The 20,464-nt window shown below is 51.9% G+C and carries 21 protein-coding genes; 5 read left to right on the top strand and 16 right to left on the bottom strand.

Annotated elements, in window-relative coordinates; translation table 11 throughout:
* Positions 1-51 precede the first annotated feature (51 nt).
* The 6 genes from AWR27_RS24015 to rpmG form a co-directional block, all read right to left on the bottom strand.
* The gene (locus AWR27_RS24015; RefSeq protein ID WP_077133528.1) at positions 52-522 is read right to left on the bottom strand and encodes a peptidase associated/transthyretin-like domain-containing protein; all 471 of its coding nucleotides are present in this window, start codon (positions 520-522) and stop codon (positions 52-54) included.
* A complete protein-coding gene (locus AWR27_RS24020; RefSeq protein WP_083732955.1) occupies positions 515-889 on the bottom strand; it encodes a HEPN domain-containing protein in 375 nt (124 codons plus the stop codon). Before AWR27_RS24020 ends, AWR27_RS24015 begins: the two co-directional genes overlap by 8 nt.
* Complete coding sequence (locus AWR27_RS24025) at positions 858-1,217, bottom strand: nucleotidyltransferase domain-containing protein (protein WP_083732956.1); 360 nt, start codon at positions 1,215-1,217, stop codon at positions 858-860. Before AWR27_RS24025 ends, AWR27_RS24020 begins: the two co-directional genes overlap by 32 nt.
* A 6-nt stretch (positions 1,218-1,223) precedes the next feature.
* Positions 1,224-2,180 carry a signal recognition particle-docking protein FtsY gene (gene ftsY / locus AWR27_RS24030; RefSeq protein ID WP_077133530.1) on the bottom strand — a complete coding sequence of 319 codons (957 nt, stop codon included), beginning with the start codon at positions 2,178-2,180 and terminating at the stop codon, positions 1,224-1,226.
* Positions 2,181-2,292: 112 nt separating this feature from the next.
* A complete protein-coding gene (locus tag AWR27_RS24035; protein WP_077133531.1) occupies positions 2,293-2,448 on the bottom strand; it encodes a DUF4295 domain-containing protein in 156 nt (51 codons plus the stop codon).
* Positions 2,449-2,510: 62 nt separating this feature from the next.
* Positions 2,511-2,696 carry a 50S ribosomal protein L33 gene (gene rpmG / locus AWR27_RS24040; protein ID WP_012929817.1) on the bottom strand — a complete coding sequence of 62 codons (186 nt, stop codon included), beginning with the start codon at positions 2,694-2,696 and terminating at the stop codon, positions 2,511-2,513.
* Between the two features lie 160 nt (positions 2,697-2,856).
* Between rpmG and AWR27_RS24045 the strand changes: the two genes are divergently transcribed.
* On the top strand, positions 2,857-4,077 hold the full coding sequence (locus AWR27_RS24045) for an NADH-quinone oxidoreductase subunit D (protein ID WP_077133532.1): 1,221 nt from the start codon (positions 2,857-2,859) through the stop codon (positions 4,075-4,077).
* Here the strand turns inward: AWR27_RS24045 and hpt are convergent.
* Positions 4,074-4,604 (bottom strand): hypoxanthine phosphoribosyltransferase, encoded by a 531-nt coding sequence (hpt, locus tag AWR27_RS24050; RefSeq protein ID WP_077133533.1) that lies wholly within the window; start codon positions 4,602-4,604, stop codon positions 4,074-4,076. The two genes, AWR27_RS24045 and hpt, sit on opposite strands and share 4 nt — an antisense overlap.
* Before the next feature lie 200 nt (positions 4,605-4,804).
* On the opposite strand from hpt, the gene AWR27_RS24055 reads away from it, so the two are divergent.
* Positions 4,805-6,016 carry a tetratricopeptide repeat protein gene (locus tag AWR27_RS24055; RefSeq protein WP_077133534.1) on the top strand — a complete coding sequence of 404 codons (1,212 nt, stop codon included), beginning with the start codon at positions 4,805-4,807 and terminating at the stop codon, positions 6,014-6,016.
* Between the two features lie 67 nt (positions 6,017-6,083).
* Here AWR27_RS24055 and AWR27_RS24060 read toward each other — a convergent pair whose 3' ends face one another.
* Both AWR27_RS24060 and AWR27_RS24065 read right to left on the bottom strand, forming a co-directional pair.
* Positions 6,084-6,554 (bottom strand): Lrp/AsnC family transcriptional regulator, encoded by a 471-nt coding sequence (locus AWR27_RS24060; protein WP_077133535.1) that lies wholly within the window; start codon positions 6,552-6,554, stop codon positions 6,084-6,086.
* A 173-nt stretch (positions 6,555-6,727) separates the two neighbouring features.
* Positions 6,728-7,021 (bottom strand): TIGR03643 family protein, encoded by a 294-nt coding sequence (locus AWR27_RS24065; RefSeq protein WP_077133536.1) that lies wholly within the window; start codon positions 7,019-7,021, stop codon positions 6,728-6,730.
* A 46-nt stretch (positions 7,022-7,067) separates the two neighbouring features.
* Here AWR27_RS24065 and AWR27_RS24070 point away from each other — a divergent pair, with 46 nt between their 5' ends.
* Positions 7,068-7,238: a DUF2256 domain-containing protein gene (locus AWR27_RS24070; RefSeq protein WP_418346596.1), complete on the top strand. Its 171-nt coding sequence runs from the start codon at positions 7,068-7,070 to the stop codon at positions 7,236-7,238.
* 89 nt (positions 7,239-7,327) lie between these two features.
* Complete coding sequence (locus AWR27_RS24075) at positions 7,328-9,013, top strand: glycoside hydrolase family 10-like protein (RefSeq protein ID WP_077133538.1); 1,686 nt, start codon at positions 7,328-7,330, stop codon at positions 9,011-9,013.
* Between the two features lie 27 nt (positions 9,014-9,040).
* Here AWR27_RS24075 and AWR27_RS24080 read toward each other — a convergent pair whose 3' ends face one another.
* On the bottom strand, positions 9,041-10,288 hold the full coding sequence (locus tag AWR27_RS24080) for a 4-hydroxy-3-methylbut-2-enyl diphosphate reductase (RefSeq protein ID WP_077133539.1): 1,248 nt from the start codon (positions 10,286-10,288) through the stop codon (positions 9,041-9,043).
* Between the two features lie 59 nt (positions 10,289-10,347).
* Here AWR27_RS24080 and AWR27_RS24085 point away from each other — a divergent pair, with 59 nt between their 5' ends.
* A complete protein-coding gene (locus AWR27_RS24085) occupies positions 10,348-10,824 on the top strand; it encodes a flavin reductase family protein (RefSeq protein WP_077133540.1) in 477 nt (158 codons plus the stop codon).
* 61 nt (positions 10,825-10,885) lie between these two features.
* On the opposite strand, the gene AWR27_RS24090 is transcribed toward AWR27_RS24085, so the two are convergent.
* From AWR27_RS24090 to AWR27_RS24115, 6 genes are all read right to left on the bottom strand, one after another.
* Positions 10,886-12,412: a GH3 auxin-responsive promoter family protein gene (locus tag AWR27_RS24090; protein WP_077133541.1), complete on the bottom strand. Its 1,527-nt coding sequence runs from the start codon at positions 12,410-12,412 to the stop codon at positions 10,886-10,888.
* A 73-nt stretch (positions 12,413-12,485) separates the two neighbouring features.
* Positions 12,486-13,382 carry a glycerophosphodiester phosphodiesterase family protein gene (locus AWR27_RS24095; RefSeq protein ID WP_083732957.1) on the bottom strand — a complete coding sequence of 299 codons (897 nt, stop codon included), beginning with the start codon at positions 13,380-13,382 and terminating at the stop codon, positions 12,486-12,488.
* 127 nt (positions 13,383-13,509) lie between these two features.
* Entirely contained in the window at positions 13,510-15,069 is a 1,560-nt protein-coding gene (locus AWR27_RS24100) for a RagB/SusD family nutrient uptake outer membrane protein (protein WP_077133542.1), read from the bottom strand.
* Positions 15,070-15,134: 65 nt separating this feature from the next.
* Positions 15,135-18,638, bottom strand: a complete 3,504-nt coding sequence (locus AWR27_RS24105) for a SusC/RagA family TonB-linked outer membrane protein (protein WP_077133543.1) — start codon at positions 18,636-18,638, stop codon at positions 15,135-15,137.
* Positions 18,639-18,707: 69 nt separating this feature from the next.
* A complete protein-coding gene (locus tag AWR27_RS24110) occupies positions 18,708-19,712 on the bottom strand; it encodes a FecR family protein (RefSeq protein ID WP_077133544.1) in 1,005 nt (334 codons plus the stop codon).
* A gap of 80 nt (positions 19,713-19,792) precedes the next feature.
* Complete coding sequence (locus tag AWR27_RS24115) at positions 19,793-20,380, bottom strand: RNA polymerase sigma factor (protein ID WP_077133545.1); 588 nt, start codon at positions 20,378-20,380, stop codon at positions 19,793-19,795.
* Positions 20,381-20,464 lie beyond the last annotated feature (84 nt).

Genomic DNA, 20,464 nt, shown 5'->3' on the forward strand with positions numbered 1-20,464 from the left:
ATGCGGGTGGAAACCCGCTCTTATTTTCGCTACGGGCTTCTACCCGCATTACTAAAACACTGCCCCGTGCGAAATCTCGACGGTTACGCTGGCTACTTTCTGTTTTTTTACGGTCACGGGGTTAATCCGCCCGTCAATGTCGAACAGGTTGGCGTACAAACCTTTCGATTCGCGCACCAGCACGGAGTAGGTTCCGGTGGGCAAACCGTAAATACAAAATTTTCCCCGCTTGTCAGTACGAGCGGTTTTGACGGGTTGCGCAGGCAGGTTGCTGTAAAAACCGTCTTCGCTCATCGTGACCTGATCGGTTTTCAGCACGGCGTAAATCAGCACTTCGCGCTCAACGGGTTGCCCGGCAGGCGCGGGCTTATCGACGGTGGGCATGTGGTTGCCACGCTTCTCAACGACCGTACCGCAGATGCCCTGTTTCACAAATTTTTTTGCTCTTTTACGGCTGGACGTCTGCCCGTTTGCAGTCAGAATCAATAACAGAAGGCCGCTGAATAACAGAAGTTTACGCATAGTTTTCCTTGACGAAGTTGAGAAACCCTTCGGCCATATTAACCAAACGAACGACTTCATCTACTGGAAAGTCACTGTCCAGGTCATAATCGGCAAACTGACGTCGGTCAAATAAGATGGCAAAATCATCTTTAAAACGGGCGGGTATTTCACCCGTTTTTATATAATGTAATGAAAACATTTCACGCGCTGCTGAATGTCGCTTAGTCGTAATTCCTTTTTCATAAAGCAACCCTCTTACAAGCCAGAAAAAACAATAATAAGCGGGCGTAATGGCCGCAGCCGGTAAATCGCTCAGTAGGTCGTGCTTAGCAGCCCGTAGATAGAAATCGGCTTTACGCAAATGAAGGGACAAGTCCTCGCTCATAAATTACTTTTCCGTCTTTTCTGACTTCTTTATAAAAAGGACGGTTCGACGTAAGATATTGACTATGTGAAACAACAACAGCCGAAATGTGGATAAACGTTTCCAGATAGTAATCATTCCGATCGGAAACGGTTGTGGTAACTTCCATGAATGGCGACACGTTTTCGCGGTCAAGCAGCACCACATAATCGACATCTGATTCCTCATGAAAATCACCACGTGCATAGGAGCCATATAGAATAATTTTCGCCAGTGACTCTCCATAATGTTTCTTCATAATGTCGGTCACTTTCCAATTAACTTTCTCCAAATCCGTTACGATAGCCATAGCCTCTCATTTCTTAAAAAACGAATCAACAAACTCCATTTTATTGAACGTTTGCAGGTCGTCGATTTTCTCGCCTACGCCGATGTATTTAACCGGAATCTTAAACTGATCGGAAATGCCAATTACTACGCCCCCTTTGGCCGTGCCGTCTAATTTGGTGATTGCCAGAGCCGATACTTCCGTAGCTTTGGTAAACTCAGTGGCCTGAATAAACGCGTTTTGGCCTGTCGACCCGTCGAGTACCAGTAGCACCTCGTGGGGAGCGTCGGGCGTAATTTTCTGCATCACGCGCTTGATTTTGGTCAGTTCGTTCATCAGATTCACCTTCGTGTGCAGCCGTCCCGCTGTGTCGATAATTACCACGTCGGCATTCATGTCGGTGGCTTTTTTTACGGCGTCATAAGCTACGGCAGAAGGATCGGTGTTCATACCATGCGAGATCACCGGTACGCCCACGCGGTCGCCCCAGAGTTTAAGCTGATCAACGGCAGCGGCCCGGAACGTGTCGCCCGCGCCCAAAACAACCTTCTTGCCACGCTTATGAAACTGGGCGGCCAATTTGCCGATAGTGGTGGTTTTGCCCACGCCATTTACACCCACTACCATAATCACATACGGCTTTTTGTCGGCAGGCAGAGCAAAATCGTCGGCTACGTCAACGGTATTGTTACTGGCAAGCAGGGCGGCTATTTCTTCGCGCAAAATCCGGTCGAGTTCATCGGTACCCATATATTTATCGCGGGCTACACGCTCTTCGATGCGCCGGATAATTTTGATGGTCGTTTCAACGCCTACGTCTGAGGAGATTAGTACGTTTTCGACTTCGTCTAACACCTCTTCATCAACCGTTGATTTACCAACTACGGCCCGGCCCAGCTTAGAGAAGAAATTTTCTTTCGTTTTCTCCAAGCCTTTGTCGAGCGTTTCCTTTTTTTCTTTCGAGAAGAAACCGAATAAAGCCATCTTATACTGATTTTCTTACCAACAAAGCTATAACAAAAAAAGTCCCACCGGGCCGATTAGGCTGTGGGACCTGATAATGTCTTCGTGTGCGGGAAGTTGCGAGCCGATACGCTTAGCTTTTCAGCGCGTTCTGCACTTCGTCAACCGGGACCATTTCTTCTTTGAAGGTATACGCGCCAGTTTTGGGCGACTTAACGGCTTTGATAATTTTGGCGAATGCCTTACCGTTATCCTTCGTTTTCAGGGTTGCAACTACCTTTTTTGCCATTGTCTTAGAGGGCAGTGATTATCAGTCATTAGCAGACACCAATGACCAAAAACCAATGACACTTATTTAATTTCTTTATGCAGCGTTACTTTTTTGAGGAACGGATTGTACTTTTTCCGCTCGATACGAGCCGGCGTATTTTTCCGGTTCTTGGTGGTAATGTACCGGGACATGCCGGGTACACCGCTGTCTTTCTGCTCGGTGCATTCCAGAATAACCTGGATTCTATTGGCGCCTTTCTTTGCCATTGCTCAGTTCGTTTTCTCGATAAGGAGCGCAAAGGTACAAAAACTATTTTACCTGGCCAATATGTCTTAGAAAAAATGCAATGATTTGTAATGGGTTAGCAGTCAAAAAAAACGCTTGCTTGGCTTTCGGGTTGGTATTGGCGAACTTTGTAAGTAGCCTATGACAACCCAAACGATTCAATACGAATATGCCCCCGGCCATTTTCGGGCGTCGGAGCCGAGTGTTTACGGCCCCGACGATCTGCGCGAGGGCGAGATGATTCTGAACATGGGGCCACAGCACCCCAGTACGCACGGTGTGCTGCGGCTTGAAGTCGTAACCGATGGTGAGATTATTGTAGACGTGGTGCCGCACCTCGGCTACCTGCACCGCTGTTTCGAGAAACACGCCCAGTCGCTGCCGTTCAACCAAACGATTCCGTTTGTTGATCGGCTCGATTATCTGGCGGCCATGAACGCCGAACACGCTTTTGTGATGGGCGTGGAAAACATGCTGGGCATTCAGAACGATATTCCCAAACGCACTGAGTATATCCGGGTGTTGGTGGCCGAACTGAACCGCATTGCGTCGCACTTCGTAGCCATTGGTACGTATGCTCTTGATATTGGAGCCTACACGCCTTTTCTGTGGCTCATGCGCGACCGTGAACACATTCAGCGGATGCTCGAATGGGTTAGCGGTGCCCGTATGCTCTACAACTACATCTGGATTGGTGGCTTATTCTACGATCTGCCCGTTGGCTTTGAAGAACGATGCCGCGAATTTGTGCTGTACCTGAAACCGAAACTCACGGAGTTGCAGCAGTTGGTTATCGAAAACGAAATTTTTATTAAACGCACGGCCAATGTGGGTGTGCTGCCGTTGCCGGTAGCTATCAATTATGGTTGTACGGGGCCAGTGCTGCGCGGGTCGGGTCTGCGCTACGATCTGCGTCGGGTAGATGCCTACTCAGTATATCCTGAACTGGACTTTGATATCCCGATTGGCACCGGAGCAATGGGCACTGTGGGCGACTGCTGGGACCGCAACAATGTACGCGTACTCGAATGTCACGAATCGCTGCGTATTATCGAGCAGTGTCTTGACCAGCTCACCGGCCCGCATCGCCGAACCACCGACTACGACCCACAGGCGGTGGTGCCAAAGAAAATTCGTCCGAAAGCCATGGATTTTTATGCCCGTGCCGAAAGTTCAAAAGGCGAACTGGGCTTTTTCTTCCGTACCGATGGCCGCGCCGACGTGCCGGTGCGGTGCCGATGCCGGTCGTGTAGTTTTCACAATTTATCGGTCATCAGCGAGATCTCGCGCGGAGCCATGCTCGCCGATTTGGTGGCCGTAATTGGCTCGGTCGATATAGTAATGGGGGAGGTAGACCGTTAAGACGCTAATACCAGAATATCCGGCGTATTTCGGCCCAGACCGTCGTAATCTAAGCCGTAGCCGACAACGAAACGATTTTCAATTTCAAAGCCAACATACTGCAAATCAACGGGTTTTTTGAGCGCGGCTGGCTTAAATAGTAACGTGGCAATGGCGAGCGATGCGGGCGACTGGGCGCGGAGTTGGTTGCAAACGTCGCAGATGGTCAGGCCGGTATCCACAATGTCTTCAACCACGATTAAATCCCGACCTTCAACCGGTTCGCTTAACCCCAGAATTTGCTTCAGTTCGCCGGTCGATTCGGTAGCCGTATAGGATTTGACCCGGATAAACGTGATTTCGCACGGAATGGTCAGGTGCTTCATCAGGTCGGCGGCAAACAGCACGGAGCCGTTCAGAACGCCCACAATCAGTGGCTGACGGTCGGCGTAATCGCGATTGATCTGGCTGGCTAATTCCTGAATCCGGGCCTGAATGGCGTCGGCAGTGATAAATGGAACAAAAGTCTTGTCCTTGATGATTAGCATAACTCGGTGTCGGCAAGGGTCAAAGATACGGCCCATAGCGGGAAGCAGACAAAAAATCAACGAAAAATAAGCGCAAACAAACGTAGCCGAAGCCGTTTGCGTTTCTTACGTATACGCAGCCTTTAGCCTGTGTAGATTTGACTCCAATTGCCAGAATAAATTTTATTTCAATCACGGGTTGAAGCCCGTGGACACGACTTATGAAACAATTTCTGTTGACGGTATGGCTTATAGTTCTGACGACACTGGCGCAGGCGCAGCTATACGACCCGTCGGCGTTCGATAAAAAATACGATGGCCTGTTGAAGCACCCCGGCGTTCAGATCGAATCGGCGGAAGCTATCAACCTGATGTATAATTTCAAGTTTTATGAGGCCGACAAAGAGTTTCGGTGGTTGCGGCTGCGGTATCCCAAACATCCAATGCCCACTTTCATGATGGGCCTGGCCGAATGGTGGAAAATAGTACCTAACACCGACGTTACCGACTACGACGATAAGTGCCTGATGTATATGGACAGTACCATTACACTGGCCGAAAAACTGTACGACGACAGTGATAATAAGCTCGAACCGGCATTTTTCTTAGCTGCTGCCTACGCCTTCAAAGCCCGGCTGTATTCTGAGCGTAAAAAGTGGCCCAAAGCTACGTTTGCCAGCAAAAACGCGCTCAAGTACTTTGAGAAGTGCAAAGGAAACGCCGACTTTAGTCCCGAACTGCTTTTTGGCGATGGCATGTACAATTACTACGCCCAATGGATTCCCGAAAACTATCCGCTGCTGAAACCCATTCTGGTGTTCTTTCCGAAGGGCAACAAACAGAGTGGCATGAAGCAGTTGGAGAAGACGGCGAACACGGCCTTCTACACCCGCGTGGAGGCCCGTTACTTTCTGGTTCAGATTTACAGCATGGAAAACCAGTACGATAAAGCTTACGAACTGGCGAAGTACATGAACGAACAATACCCTGACAATCCGTTTTTCGAGCGGTACTTTGCCCGCTCGGCGTTTGTGCAGGGCCGCTTGCCAGAAGCTGAACGCATCTCAAAAAGTATTCTGGAGAAGGTTGGGCGCACACAGGCGGGTTATGAGGGCGTGAGTGGTCGAACGGCAGCCTATATTTTGGCCTATATCAATCACCTGTTTTACAAGAACACGCCCGAAGCAAAGAAATATTATCAGCAAGCCATTGACTTCGCCAAACAGACCAATTCGACGAATGCGGGCTATTATTGGTCGTCGGTGCTGGGGTTGGCGAAAATTGCCACTGATGAGAAAAATTACGGCCTCGCCCAGACCTATCTGAAAGAAGTGATGGACAAGTCGGACCGGAAATCAAGCCAGCACAAAGAAGCGAAGAAACTGCTCGAAGAGCAAAAGAAGGCCCGGCGTGAAGAACGCAGACGAAAATGAGTAGTTAAAAATGAAGAGTGAAAAGTGGGCTACCGCAAAACATTTTTCACTCTTCACTTTTAACTACTCATGGAATTGGCAGAACCTTGCTCTCTTTAAAAGTCGACATAATCACCATCGTTTGTGTGCTGGCAACTTCATCGATTTCGTTGATAACATCAAGCATCAGAGCCTGATACGAGGCAATGTCTTTCGCAATCACTTTCAGCAGGAAATCGCCCGAGCCGGTAATGTGGTGACACTCAATGATTTCAGGAATATTATTTGCTTTATCCACAAACGACATGGTTGTCTCCTTCTTGTGACCAGTTAGTGTCACCATAACAAAAGTGGTGACGCCTAACCCTACTTTATCGCGATTGAGCTGCGCGTGGTAGCTTTGGATAACACCCGATGTTTCGAGTTTTTTAACTCGTTCAAGCGTTGGAGCGGGCGAAAGGCCAATTTCTTTTGACAGTTGCGCGTTGGTGATTTTGGCGTTGGCTTGAAGAATTTCTAATACGTTGCGATCTATTTGATCTAACTTCTGGCTCGACATAACAAGTGATCTGTTTGAAACTCAGTTGCAGAACGTTGCAAATCTACTATCTTTTCAAATACCAATAATTAAAATTTATATTGGTTTTCTACAATTAGCAGAATAAAAAAAGCTACACCCCGCAATTTACGGTACAAAAGTAAGCGAATTAGCCCGGACGCCAAACGAACAATTTAGCGTTTGGTCATCTTGTTATGGCTTACTATGCGCTGACTGGCCGACTTGAAACGGCCATCATCGACCGCCGACCGAGCCGCGTGTTTTGTGGCACGGCCCTGTACTCGGGCCCGCCACATTCGCCACGAGGAAGGCTTCATTTCCCGGCGCATAACCTCGATTACCTCCTGCTCCGACAGGCCAAACTGCGCTTCAATGGCATCGAATGGCGTGCGATCTTCCCACGCCATTTCAACAACCCGATCAATGTCGGCGTCGGTAAGGGCGGTAATTTTTTCGCTTGATTTCATAGCAGACAAACCTGTATGCTACTCGCTTAGTTTTGAACCTATGAAGATGCGTAAAAAATCAGACTTGCCTACCAAAATCTGCCCCGTCTGCAACCGCCCGTTTGCATGGCGTAAAAAGTGGGAACGCGACTGGATAAACGTAATCTATTGCAGCGATGCCTGCCGGGCCGTAGGAAAACGTAAAACTCTTGTTGTTCTGAAAAATGAGGCATCCTGAGCACCTGCCCCCATGCGGTCAGAAAAGATGCACGATTCCCTGTCCCTCAGAATGGCGGAAAGTAAACAATTCCATTGCTATTTTTGGGAATGATTTATTTTCTGCCCAAATCTTTTGTTGCTTTTCTGTTTCTGATTTTAACGGTTATTCTGGTCGACGGATGCCGTAGGCCACAGCCTGCTGCTACCCGCAAGCCCCCCGTCGCAGCGAAACCGACTCCGCCTAAAACCACTCCGACCAAACCTAAGCCGGTTCCGCCTACCATTATTGTAAATCCTGTCGATACGGTCGAAACCGAGATAGAACTGGCTGGGCCGGTGCCACCTAAGCGCGAGTTTCGGGCTGCGTGGATAGCTACAGTCGATAATATTGACTGGCCCAGTAAAAAAGGCTTGCCCGTTGCCGATCAGCAACGTGAAATCATTGAGATGTTCGATCAGCAACAGCAGATGGGCCTGAATGCCGTAGTCGTGCAAATTCGGTCGGCGGCTGATGCCTTTTATGCCCGCAGCTCAGAACCCTGGTCGGAGTGGCTGACGGGGCAGCAGGGCCTTGCGCCCGAACCGTTCTACGATCCGCTCGAATTTATGATTGAGCAGGCCCACCAGCGTGGCATGGAGTTTCATGCGTGGTTCAACCTCGACCGGGCTACGTTCAGCAAAACGGCCAGTATTGCACCGTCAAACATTATTTACCGCAAGCCGGAGTGGATATTGGAATACGGTGGCCGCAAGCTTTTTAACCTCGGCATTCCGGCGGTTCGGTCATATATTGCCGGTATCGTAGCGAATGTGGTGCGCGAATATGATGTAGACGGCATACATTTCGATGATTATTTCTACCCCTATACCGTACCCGGTCAGGTACTGCGCGACGACAGCACATATCAGGTTAACTCGTATCCCGGCATGAAGAAAGCCGACTGGCGACGCGATAACGTGACACGCTTGGTTAAAGAACTTCGCGATTCGATTCGGGCCAACAAGCCGTGGGTAAAGTTTGGCATCAGCCCGTTCGGAATCTGGAAAAACCAATCGAACGACCCCGAAGGTTCGGCCACTAATGGCGGACAATCATACTATGATCTCTACGCCGACACTCGTAAATGGGTGCGCGATAGTTTGGTTGACTACATTGTGCCACAGGTGTATTTCAGTTCGGAGTTTGGTCGGGTGCCGTATAAAACGCTGGTAGAGTGGTGGACCCGCAACGCGGGCCGAAGCCATCTGTATATTGGGCAGGGAGCGTACCGCGTGGGGCGGGGGTCGGAGCGCGATCCGGGCTGGGGCAGGGTCACTGAATTTCCCAATCAGATGCGCTTCAACCGGCAGCAGGCCGTGGTGCAGGGAAGCGTCTTTTTTAGTGCCAAATCGCTGAAAACGAACCCACTCTCTATCCGCGATTCGCTGCAAAATAATTTTTACCGATACCCGGCTTTGCTGCCTACGATGCCGTGGCTCGACAGCATCCCGCCCCTGCCACCCCACGACCTCAAAGCTGCCGACACGCCCGAAGGCATTGAACTATTCTGGCAACAGCCGACCGTTGCCCGCGACGGCGACGCGCCCACATCGTATGTTGTATACCGCTTCGAGGGCCGACGCCCGCGCCTGCAACTCCACGACCCGCGCTTCATTGTAGCCCGTTGCATCGGCGGAACCACCACGCGCTACGTAGATAAAACCGCCGATCCGAAGAAACGATACGTGTACGTTGTAACGGCCCTTGATCAGCTCCAGAACGAGAGCAAAGAAGCTGTAGTACAGGTTCGGTAGAGCTTGTAAAGCGGGTGGAAACCCGCTTTACAAGCCCGCAAATTCGCTCATAACGTCTTCTACGGGCCGGGCGTCGGGGAAGAAGCCAACCAAACGCAGCAGAATACCTTCGACAACGGCGTCGGGGCAGGAAGCTCCGCAGGTGAGTAGCACCGAAATGGGGCGGGTTTCAGGAATGTAATTCTCCGTAACAATTTCCTGCTTTGTATGCCCGTTGAAGTGCCGAATCAGTTTGTCAGACAGAATTTTCTGGGCTGATTCAATGAAATAGGTAGGCAGTTTTTCGGCGCAAAGTTCAACGATGTGCGAGGTATTCGAGGAGTTGTATCCCCCGGCTACGATAGCAAAGTCTGCCTCATCTGGGTGGGCCGGATAATTGAGCAGGGCGTAAGTAGCGTCCTGATTATCGTTGGTGGCGTAGCAGAGCGTATCGCGGGTGTTGGCAAAATGCGCTTCAACCTCAGCGGGTTGCAATGAATAACGGCGAATCATTACCTGCTTCAGGTAATCGGCAATGCCTTGCGTATCAGACGCGAGCATGGTGGTCTGGTTTACAACGCCAATGCGCTGCAAATCGCGGACTGGGTCGAAGCCATCGGAATATTGCCCGGCGAATTCGGTATAAAACTCGTTCGCTGAGCCTTCGCCGGTGATGTAGCGGGCCAATCGCTGCGTCTGGGCCATGTCTTTTACGACAACGGTTGGGGCCGCTTCTTTGCTGTGCGAAAAAGTAGCGCGGGTTTCTTCGTGGGTTGGTTTGCCATGCACGACTACCGTATAATTCTTTTGCCCGATCTGACTGGCTTTGTTCCAGACCTTCTCAACGAAGGGACAGGTTGTGTCGTATTTTGCTACGTCTAAGCCAATAGCGGCCAACTGCTGCTGAATTTCGAGCGTAGTGCCAAAAGCAGGAATAATTACCACATCGTCGGGCGTGAGGTCAGACCAGGGTACGAGTTGATTGCCTCTGGTATCCATCAGAAACCGCACCCCGCGCTCCTGCAAATCGGCGTTCACATCGGGGTTGTGAATCATTTCACTCAACAAAAAGATGCGTTTGTCGGGATTTTCGGCGATGGCTTTGTACGCAATTTCAACCGCGTTTTCAACACCATAGCAAAAGCCAAAATGTCGGGCAATGAAAAATCGGATGGGACCGAAATCGAGTAGGGTAGGCGTAAAATCGCGCTTGAGTTTATCGCGTTTGCGCCGAAACTCTTTCAGGGGCGTAATGATGTTGCTACGGTAGTAGTCAGGGATATCGAACGATTTCATGCTAAAAACCTTAACGGGCTACAGACCCTTTTAGGTCTAACAAAACTACGCGCTAAATCATGCCGAAACGATTGTTGAAATACAAAAACTACGATGTCCAGAGCATCACAACGGCCACACCCGACGGTCGGCGGAACGCTAACATCGCGACGTGGGTAATGCAAACGGCAATGGGCGGCACGCATCTGGTGGTCGCGCTTTATAAACCTGATTATACGATTGAACTCGCCCGTGAAAGCGGCATCCTGAACGTGAATCTGCTTGCCACCGACCAAACCGGCCTGATTCGCAAGCTTGGTCAGCAATCGGGACGCGATAAAGACAAATTTAAGAACGTACCCCACGCGCTCGATGAACGCGGTTGCCCCTACCTGACCGAGTCTATCGGCTATGCCCAATGCCGCGTGTCACACACCACCGATGCGGGCGACCACGAACTGTTCATCTGCGAAGTGTTGCGGCAGGTGGTACTGCACCCCGAGAAGGAGGTGATGACCAATATTTTTCTGAAAGAAAGAAAGTTGATTCGGGGTTAACAGAGCTGTAATTCAGCAGCAAAGCTGAAAAAATCATAGTTGATCAGGGCAATCCGACGAATCACAGTTCGAGACACTGTTTCCCCAAAATATCATCAAGATATTCGCGCGAATTTGCCAGCCGGGGCACCTTATGCTGTCCGCCGACTTTGCCGCGCTGCTTCATCCAGGCATAGAATGTGCCACGCGGCACCACATGAATACGTGGCTGTTGCAGCACGTAATCATTGTATCGTTTGGCGTCGTAGTCGGAGTTGACCTGTCGGAGGGTTTGATCCAACAGTTGATTGAAACGCTGCTGATTATTGGGTTCCTGGGCAAACTCAATCACCCACTCGTGGCAACCATTGGTGCCATTGCCCATGTATACCGGCCCGGCAGTATAATCAGAAATTACGGCTCCGGTGGCCTCACAGGCGCGGGTAACGGCAACTTCGGCATTTTCAACGATAACTTCTTCGCCAAAGGCATTGATAAAATGCTTCGTGCGTCCGCTTACTTTCAGCCGATGTGGATAGAGCGAGGTAAACCGAACCGTATCGCCTACCCGATACCGCCACAAACCACCGTTGGTCGATACAATGAGGGCGTAATTCTTGTCTAACTCAACCTCGTCGATGGTAAGTGCTTTCGGGAACGGCTGATCGGATTCCTGCATTGGCACGAATTCGTAGAAAATGCCATAGTCGAGCATGAGCAGCATCTCACCCAGGCGGCTAAGGTCGTCCTGAATAGCGAAGAATCCCTCCGATGCGTTATAAACTTCCTGATACCGAACGCTATCGGATGGGAAAACCTGCTGCCGGAACAAATCGCGGTAGGGCTGAAAATTTACGGCCCCATGAACGAATAATTCAAAGTTCGGCCATACTTCCAGAATATTGGACTTACCCGTGCGGGCCAGAATTTTGTCGATCAGCACCAGTCCCCACGTCGGTACGCCAAGCATGCTCGTTACGTTCTCCTGAGCTGTTACCTCGGCCATGCGTTCGAGCTTGGCTTCCCACTCGTCCATCAATGCAATCTCAATAGACGGCGTTCGAATAAACTGCGCCCAGCTTGGCAGGTTTTTCATAACTACCGCCGATACGTCGCCTGCTGCACTGTTTTTGCTGTGGGGGTTGGCGTGCAGGCTACCGCCAATCGACAAGCCCTTGCCGTCAAACGCCCGCGTATCAGGGTTATTGGCAACGTAAAGTGCCATCATGTCCTTGCCGCCTTTGAAGTGACTCTCATCGAGCGACTCGGTCGTGACCGGAATGAATTTACTACGGGCGTTGGTTGTACCCGACGACTTGGAAAACCAGCGAACGGGCGACGGCCACAGCACTTTCTGCTCGCCTTTCATTACCCGTTCGATGTACGGGAACAGGTCTTCATAACTCGAAACAGGCACCTGCCGTTGAAAATCCCGTATGGTCTGGATGGATTTGTAGCCGTATTTATGACCCCACTCCGTGCGTCGACCCGACCGGACAAGCTGTTGAAATACATTCTGTTGCACCACGCCGGGGTGTTGCATCATAGCCTCGATGCGTGGCAATCGCCGTTGCAGGAGCCACTTAAGCGTGGTGTTTAGAAAGGTCATAGTGTGAAAATAAGAAAGAATTTACATTCGTTGAGCTAATTAGCTGTAGAAACTGGAAAAGCAGGGCGTTGGTTTAACGACCCAGCCCTTTTGCCCGGTCAGGATAATCTGTAATAAGGCCATCGACGCCCCATTTTTTCAACCGTTCCATGTCATCGCGCTTATTTACGGTCCAGGGTACAACGCGGATGCCCTGCTGGTGCAATCTGGCAATGCGGTCTTGTCCCAACAAGCGATAATACGGACTGTAAATGTCTGGTTTAAAGCCTAATTCTTCCAAATTTTTTTCAGGAGTGCGCAAATTTTCGACCAAAGCGGCCAGCCGAACGGTTGAATATTTACCCGCTTTTGCCTGCTGATGCCAGTGTTTCAACACAGCAAAGTCGAAACTCTGAATAATCACACGGTCGGCGGGGAGTTGTTTGCGGATAACGGCTTCTACCAGATCGCAGAACGGACCCGGCTGTGGCTGACTTTTGTCGTATTCCGATTCTTCGCTTTTAATTTCGATGTTATAGGAAAAAGCAGGCAGATTTTTCTGCTGGCGATAGGTCTCGGCCTGCTCGATCACTTCGCTTAGCAGCGGCTTGTAGGTTTTTAACTTCTGCTGTTCGGGATAAGCAGAATTGCCGTTCGAGCCGACGTCGTAACGTTTGATGTCGGCATAATTCATCTGGTATAAAGTCAGGTTGTTATGCTCGCTTTTCTCTACCGGCGTACCATCGGGTTTTATGCTGAACGCTGCGTTGAAATACGGCTCGTGCGACACCACCACCTGCCGATCTTTGCTAATTACCACGTCGAGTTCGAGCGTTGTAACACCTAAATCAAGTGCCTTCAGAAAAGCTGGAACCGTATTTTCGGGCATCAAGCCCCGGCATCCCCGGTGGCCCTGCACATCGAAAGTGGGTGGGGCGGGCTGAGTCAAAGCGGTGGTCATCAGGCAGAAAAAGATTACTAAATAGCGCATCGCTAAAAAATCAGGTTGCCCAAAACTACGGCCAAACAAGATAAAACCCGCACGCCCTGCCGGGACGATGCGGGTTTTGTTGCCGGAAAAGAGTAGAAACGGCTGGCGTTAGCAGAATATGCCCTGCTCAATTCCAATCATCAGTTACTGAAGCCCGAACCAGTGGGTTGGTGTCCTTCTCGCCCTGCGGAATGGGCAACAATACGTGCCGGGGCAGGAATGGCGTGCGGTTAAGCTGCCGCTGCTTTTCGGGGTTGATGGTCTGCTGGGCAATGCCCCAGCGTACCAGATCGAAGAAGCGCGACTGTTCGCCAGCCAGTTCGAGTTGCCGCTCCCGACGCAGTAGCAGCCGGGCGTTGTCCTGTGCGCCAAGCGACGTGTAGGCGAAAGCACCTACGCGTCGGCGCACGTCGTTGATTTGCGCCAGTGCTCCGGCGAGGTTATTCTGCTCGATGAACGTCTCGGCCAGCATCAGCTTTACGTCGGCTAAGCGAATTAGCTGGGAGCTGATGTTGCTGGCGGGCAGGTCTTCTTTCTCGCGCACTTCGTAGTTATTGTACTTGCGCCAGGCCAGAATCTTCTTATCCGCGAATGGATATGGCTTTGCGCCACCAGTGCAGGCGTTGCAGTAGTCGACGTCACCGCCCGAGGCTGCATCGCCGTAGAAGGTCAATTTAGCCCGTGGGTCTACGTAGTCGGCACCAGCTTCGTTTTTGTATTTGAACGCCATCGCCAGCGAAGGTGCTACCTGTACGTTTTGCCAGTCGTTCCAGCCGTATTCCATGCCCCGGCCCGATGCCGTGTTTTTGTTGCCCCAAGTCTCCTGCCCGCCAAACATATAGAAAGCGTTGCCCTGATCCCAGCCGACCCAGCGGTGCTGTACGGCAAAAATGGTTTCGTTGGTCATCTTACCCGCCGTAAACAGGTCGTCATAGTTTGGCGTCAGGGCGTAGCTGTAGGGAGCCTGAAGCAACTGTTGCAACTGCGCCTGTGCCTGCGCATACTTTTTCTGATAGAGCAGTGCCTTTCCCAGCAACGCTACGGCAGCTCCCCGTGTGGCCCGGCCCAACTGAGCATCGGGGTAGGTTAGAGGTAGATCAGTAGCGGCCTTTGTGAGATCACGCTCCACAGCCGCCCAGCCCTCGGCTACACTGGCGCGTGGAGCCTCGGCGTTCTGCGCTGATGCCGAATTAGGCCGCAGCGGTACGGCTCCCCACAGTTGTGTCAGTTGCATCTGCGCCCAACCCCTCAGAAACGACGCTTCGGCGATGTACTGCTTCTTGTTGGTCTGCTCAGCAGCCATCGTTGGGTTCCAGGCAGTAGCGCGGTCGATGACAAGATTGGCGCGGAAGATCATCCGGTACAACGACCCCCACGTTTGCTGAATCACCGGATTGGCCCCCGTATGCGCATAGATCGGGAACTCGGCTAAGTCGCCCAGGAGTGGGGTGTTGCGCTCGGCGTCGTTGCCCAGCAGGTCGAACGTAAAGTACCAATCACGGGCGTACAGACCCTGGTGGAGCAACGTAGCGTAAGTAGCAATGGTAGCTTCGTTGAACTGTACGTCCGTTGTGAAGTACGTAGCGTCGCTGTATTGGTTCTGGTTTTTGATGTCCAGCGTATCGGGGTCGCAGGCCCAGTTGCCCAGTAGCAACGCCATCAGCAGAGGAATGAACCGTTTTTTCATACGTATTAATCGTTTAGTAGCGTTGGCGGCAGTGCAGATGCCCACCACCAACGGGTGTTGTGGTTTTAGAAATTAGCCTGAAGACCAATCATATAGGTGCGCGGCTGCGGATACTGCCCCCGGTCGACACCCCGCGAGAACAAAAACGCTGACGCATTATTGGGGTCGGGGCTGCTAATTTCAGGGTCGTAGCCGGTGTACCGCGTAAACGTCAGTGCGTTTTGGAGTGTGGCATACAGCCGTACTGATTGAATGAATCGCGACTTTTGTAAGAATGCATTTGGTAATGAGTAACCGATGGTAATATTACGCACCCGCATAAATGCTCCATTCTCCACAAAATAGCTCGACGGGCGTGTGTTCAGATTGGCGTTCTGACCGGCGCGTGGTACGTCGGTTACGTCGCCATCCTGCCGCCACCGACGCAGCACCTGCGTACTGGCGTTGAAGGGTCGGGTCATGCCTACCAGCCAGTAATTCAGGGCGTTATAAATCTCTACGCCTGCCACACCCTGTAGCGCAATCATAGCATCGAGCGGACCGTAGCGCAGGTTGATGTTGCCGCCGTAGGTCCACTTCGGAATCGGTGAGCCGAGGAAGGTTTGGTCGGCGGGCGTGATTCTGCCGTCGCCGTTAATGTCCCGATACACAAAGTCACCCGGCAATAGTTTGTCCTGGAAGGTAGATGCTCCTTTGTCGTCGACACCCAGCGACCGCAGGTCAGCCACGCTCGATACGACCCGATCCACTCTGTAGCCGTAGAAATATCCCAGCGGGAAGCCCGGTTCGGTGCGGGTAGCGTTGAAGCCTCCGTCGATACTTCCGTTCGCAAACGGCACCCCACCGCCCAGCGATGTTACCTGGTTTTTGTTGTAGGCTGCATTGCCCGTCAGGTCGAGCCGTAGTTTGCCAATGTCGGCGCGATAGCTGGCGGTAAATTCTACCCCCCGGTTAAATGCGCTGGCCGCGTTCTGCCACAAAGTTGACGTCCCTACGCCCGTATTACCCACTCCGGTCGATGGCGGAATGGGCACCTGCAACAGCAGCCCGTTGTTGTTGCGATTGTAATAGTCTACCGTCAAACCTATTTTATTGAACAGCGTTACGTCTACGCCCACGTTGGTTTGCGTCGTTTCTTCCCAGCGCAGAGAAGGGGCCGCAATGGAGTTGACGGTTGCTCCCTGTGTGTACGTACCGTCGGTGCCGAGCGAATAAACCAGGCTGGGTGAACCACGCCATACGGTTGGTTCGGTCAGGCCAAAGGGAATGCGGTCGTTCCCGGTTTTGCCCCAACTGGCCCGTACTTTCAGGTTGCTAATGGCCGGTATATTTTTCAGGAACGGCTCCTCCGATACAATCCAGGCAAAACCAAAGCCGGGAAAATTACCAAATCGATTGGTCGCACCGAAATTGGGCGAACCGTCGCGCCGGAAGCTCGCCGTAAAGATGTACCGGTCCATGAGCGTGTAATTGACCCGCCCAAAGTACGACAGCCGGGCACTCTCATATGCCGAACCACTGGTGATGGTTGTCTTGGGCGATACGCCAATCTGCTGAATCTCGTCGTTAGCCAGGTCATTACCCTGTGCGTTCAGCGAACGGCCCAGCGCACCCCGAACATACGTATTACCCACCACTACGTTCAGGTTGTGGATACGGCCAAACGTTTTGTCGTAGGTAAGATAGTTCTCCAGCAGTGGGCTGATGTCATAGCCGTAGTACTCCGTAATCTGACGGGGAAACACCAGCATGCCATTGGCAAAAGGACGCTGGAAGTTAAATCCGTTGTAGTTTCCAAAGTTGATTGACGCCTGAGTGCGGAAGGTCAGCCCGTCCATAATCCGCCACTCGCCAAACAACTGCGTATAAAGCTGCATAAAACGGGCCTTGCGGTTGGTCAGGTTGATAGTTGCCAGCGGGTTGAACGCGTCGTTGAGGTCGTCGGTCGTTGTTACGCGCGAGAAGCCGCCGAGGTTGGTAGGATCGGTGGTCGGTGCGTAGGGCGGCATCCGCAGCGCATCGGCAAACGAAGCCGTATTGCCCCGGTTGGTGGTATAGCGAAAGTTGATGTTCTGACCAAACTTGAACCGCCCTACCGTTTGCTCCAGCGCGGCCCGCAGGTTGATCCGCTCGAAGTCGTAGTTACGCATGATAGCCTGCTGATTGGTATAACCCATCGACACGCTGTAGGTCGATTTTTCGGAGCCACCCGTCAGGTTCAGGTAGTGTTCGGTGAGCCGACCGTTGCGATAGATTTCGTTCTGCCAGTCGGTACGGGTAACGCGTACATCGGGCGATTGCAGTTTGCTGGTCAACTGACCACCGAGCGCGGTTTGGATGTCGCCCACCAGATCAACGTATTGGGTGGCGTTCAGCATGTCGAGCTTGCGCCAGGGCTGTGCTACGCCCACGTAACCCGTGTAGGAGAGTTTCGGCGTTCCACTCTTGCCCCGTTTGGTTGTCACAATCACTACGCCGTTGGCGGCTGCGGCTCCGTAGATGGCGGTAGTGGCGGCATCTTTCAGTACTGTTACGTTCTCGATGTCGTAGGGGCTAACCGAGTTGATGTCGCCCCCCTGAATACCGTCGATAACGTAGAGTGGGTCGGAGTTGGTGAACGAGCCAACACCCCGGATGGTAATTTTAGTGCCTGAACCGGGCAGACCGTTGTTGTTCGTTACGTTTACACCCGCCAGCTTACCTTGCAGCAACTGATTGGCGTCTGATACGTTCACGTCGCCGAATTCTTTTCGGCCCGCAATGGCTACCGAACTTGCCAGGTCGCGCTGCCGTACCGTACCGTAACCAATGTTTACCACCGATACCTCCTGCAACGTTTTGACATCGCTTGCCAGACTTACGTTAATCGTTGATTGATTCCCGACCGCAATTTCCTGTGTTACGTAGCCTATGTAGCTGAAAATCAGAGTTGCGTTGTTCGACGGAACATTAATGGAGTAGCTGCCGTCTGAGTTGGTCGAGGTGCCCCGGTTGGTTCCTTTCACAGCAATCGAGGCACCTGCCAGAACAGCACCGCTCTCGTCGGTGATACGACCCGTTACGACGCGGTCCTGGACCAGTTCGTTCAGTATCAGCCCAGCCCGGCTAATGCGGTTTTCGAGCGACTGGCTCAGGGAACGGATGTCGGTGCCCGCTCCGATCAGGGCGAAAGGGCCTTTATTTTCTTCTTCGAGCAGGCCAGCCCGTTTCAGCGGGCGCAGTGTTTTACCAGCTTTCTGGCCTTTGGCGCGAATTATGTAAAAATTGGCGCGTACTGGCTCCGAAATCAGGTCGGTTCCCTGTAGTAAACTGTTCAGGTCTTCGGTTAAGCTGCCCGATAGCATGGTGTTATTCAATACCTGCGTATCTACCAGGTCGCTTCGGTAGATGAACGAAACGCCGTACCGTTTCTCGATGCGGGCCAGTCCAACTTTTAGCTGTACCATTTTGGGCGATACGGCCCGCCCGGAACCGTCGTCGCCGTGTTGCTTTAGCACTAATTCCGGACGTTGCGAGTTAAGGCGGCTTGTGGATGCCAGCACCTGTGCATCTACCGCAGAGGGTAGCATTGTGTTTGCTGTCAGGCTGACTCCTAAAAGGAATAGTAACTTTTTCATGCGTTGTAAAAGAAGAAAGAATTAATCATTAGAGTCGATAATCACCTGATTTCCATGCCGTTGAATTGAAAGCCCGAATAGCTGAGCCAAGCCGTCCAGTAGCACGTTTACGTTGTGATTGGGCACCGTACCCGAAAACCGTTGCTGGAGGAGTTCCGGTTTTTTTACCGTCACCGACAAGCCATATGTTTCTTCCAGCCGATCTACCATGTCCTGAAGGCTGGCGTCATCGAAGGTTAGCCTGTCTGTTTGCCATGAAGCATCCGCTACCGGGTTTACACGCCGGCGGTTTACATACTTAGTTCTGGGTGAAGTTTCAACCAGTTCGCCGGGGCGCATCTCTACTTGCTGACCAGCCTGGTTTTCGAGTCGGATACGTCCGCTGCTGAGCACAATGCGGGTCCGGGAGGGGCGGGCCAAAACGTTAAACTGAGTACCCAGCACTTCGATGTTCAACTTGTTGGGCAGATGCACCACAAAGCGTTCATGGTTAGCCTGATGCGTTACACGAAAGAAGCCTTCGCCATCGAGCCAGACTTCACGGGTGGTGCCGGTGGCCCAGCGGGGCGCATACCGTAGCCGACTATTACCGTTCAGGGTTACGGTAGAGCCATCGGGCAGCGTGAACCGGCTGGTTTTGCCATAAGCCGTTTGCTGAATCAGATCAGCCGGGTAGACATACTGATAGCCGTAGAATCCACCCGCAGCCAGTAACAAAGTGCCAATCAGAACAGCCGCCCAGCGCATTGGCTGACTGTACCACGGCAATTGTCGAACAGGTGTTTCGTCGGTCAGCGGGCGAACGGGCGTTAACCTCTGGCGAAGTGCGGCTAAGAGTTTATCGGCGTCGGGCGCAGTAGCGGCTGCATTGGGCAAAGTCTGCCACTCAGCCTGATCGAATTGCTGATCGAGACGATGCTTCAGGTAAACCTGCCCTTCATTGGTGGCGAACCAGTTCAGCACACGCCGAGCCTCATCGGGTGTAACCTGGTTGGCGAAGTAGCGTTGGAGTATATCTTCGGTCATAGGGTATAGAAAAGCCAGTTTGCTTCCTATACACCAGCCGTGAACAGAAGTATTATTGGAATGGGAAAATTTTTTCGGATTTAATCACAAATTTTGATGAGGAGTAGTGTCATCAGCGTTGGAATGTCGGCGTGTTGGCGCAGATAATCGCGCAGGAACCGACAAGCGTGGTAATACTGCACTTTAACCGTATTGATAGAAATATCGAGTTGCTGAGCTACCTCTTCGTTCGACAAACCGCTTTCCGAACGCAACGTAAACACCAGCCGACGCTGGGCAGGCAGTAGTTGCAGCCCCTGCCGCACTACTAAACTATACTCGTTCAGCATAATCGCTTCTTCGGTGCTTGTGTCGGTTTCTGGAAGGGCCGTTTGCTGCTCAATATGACGTAGAATAGCTCGCTTCTCGTCGCGCAGGCGGTTCAGAATCTGATGACGCATGGCCGTTGCCAGATAAGCCCGGACTGACTGGGCCGGGTCGAGGTGGGTGCGGTTCAGCCACAGTTTCAGATATACTTCCTGAAGAGCATCTTCGGCCAAACCGGGGTCTTTAACGTACTGAACGGCAACGCCGTAGAGGTAGCGGTAATGACGCCGGAACAGCAACTCAAACGCGCTTTCATCGTGGCGCGTCAGCCGAAGCGTTAGTTCCGAGTCGGTCGGTTCCATAAACAGCTATCATTAAACAAAACGGCGTACCACCCGGTGGTGGGCCAACCCACTTTGCGACCTATGACAAATGTAGAAAAGAAA

Origin of the sequence: Spirosoma montaniterrae, assembly GCF_001988955.1 — a bacterium.
Classification (GTDB): Bacteria; Bacteroidota; Bacteroidia; order Cytophagales; family Spirosomataceae; genus Spirosoma; species Spirosoma montaniterrae.

Coding starts and splice junctions, on each gene's coding strand:
- AWR27_RS24015 (WP_077133528.1), bottom strand. CDS start 522: ATGCGTAAACTTCTGTTATTCAGCGGCCTTCTGTTATTGATTCTGACT.
- AWR27_RS24020 (WP_083732955.1), bottom strand. CDS start 889: ATGAGCGAGGACTTGTCCCTTCATTTGCGTAAAGCCGATTTCTATCTA.
- AWR27_RS24025 (WP_083732956.1), bottom strand. CDS start 1,217: ATGGCTATCGTAACGGATTTGGAGAAAGTTAATTGGAAAGTGACCGAC.
- ftsY (WP_077133530.1), bottom strand. CDS start 2,180: ATGGCTTTATTCGGTTTCTTCTCGAAAGAAAAAAAGGAAACGCTCGAC.
- AWR27_RS24035 (WP_077133531.1), bottom strand. CDS start 2,448: ATGGCAAAAAAGGTAGTTGCAACCCTGAAAACGAAGGATAACGGTAAG.
- rpmG (WP_012929817.1), bottom strand. CDS start 2,696: ATGGCAAAGAAAGGCGCCAATAGAATCCAGGTTATTCTGGAATGCACC.
- AWR27_RS24045 (WP_077133532.1), top strand. CDS start 2,857: ATGACAACCCAAACGATTCAATACGAATATGCCCCCGGCCATTTTCGG.
- hpt (WP_077133533.1), bottom strand. CDS start 4,604: ATGCTAATCATCAAGGACAAGACTTTTGTTCCATTTATCACTGCCGAC.
- AWR27_RS24055 (WP_077133534.1), top strand. CDS start 4,805: ATGAAACAATTTCTGTTGACGGTATGGCTTATAGTTCTGACGACACTG.
- AWR27_RS24060 (WP_077133535.1), bottom strand. CDS start 6,554: ATGTCGAGCCAGAAGTTAGATCAAATAGATCGCAACGTATTAGAAATT.
- AWR27_RS24065 (WP_077133536.1), bottom strand. CDS start 7,021: ATGAAATCAAGCGAAAAAATTACCGCCCTTACCGACGCCGACATTGAT.
- AWR27_RS24070 (WP_418346596.1), top strand. CDS start 7,068: ATGCGTAAAAAATCAGACTTGCCTACCAAAATCTGCCCCGTCTGCAAC.
- AWR27_RS24075 (WP_077133538.1), top strand. CDS start 7,328: ATGATTTATTTTCTGCCCAAATCTTTTGTTGCTTTTCTGTTTCTGATT.
- AWR27_RS24080 (WP_077133539.1), bottom strand. CDS start 10,288: ATGAAATCGTTCGATATCCCTGACTACTACCGTAGCAACATCATTACG.
- AWR27_RS24085 (WP_077133540.1), top strand. CDS start 10,348: ATGCCGAAACGATTGTTGAAATACAAAAACTACGATGTCCAGAGCATC.
- AWR27_RS24090 (WP_077133541.1), bottom strand. CDS start 12,412: ATGACCTTTCTAAACACCACGCTTAAGTGGCTCCTGCAACGGCGATTG.
- AWR27_RS24095 (WP_083732957.1), bottom strand. CDS start 13,382: ATGCGCTATTTAGTAATCTTTTTCTGCCTGATGACCACCGCTTTGACT.
- AWR27_RS24100 (WP_077133542.1), bottom strand. CDS start 15,069: ATGAAAAAACGGTTCATTCCTCTGCTGATGGCGTTGCTACTGGGCAAC.
- AWR27_RS24105 (WP_077133543.1), bottom strand. CDS start 18,638: ATGCTACCCTCTGCGGTAGATGCACAGGTGCTGGCATCCACAAGCCGC.
- AWR27_RS24110 (WP_077133544.1), bottom strand. CDS start 19,712: ATGACCGAAGATATACTCCAACGCTACTTCGCCAACCAGGTTACACCC.
- AWR27_RS24115 (WP_077133545.1), bottom strand. CDS start 20,380: ATGGAACCGACCGACTCGGAACTAACGCTTCGGCTGACGCGCCACGAT.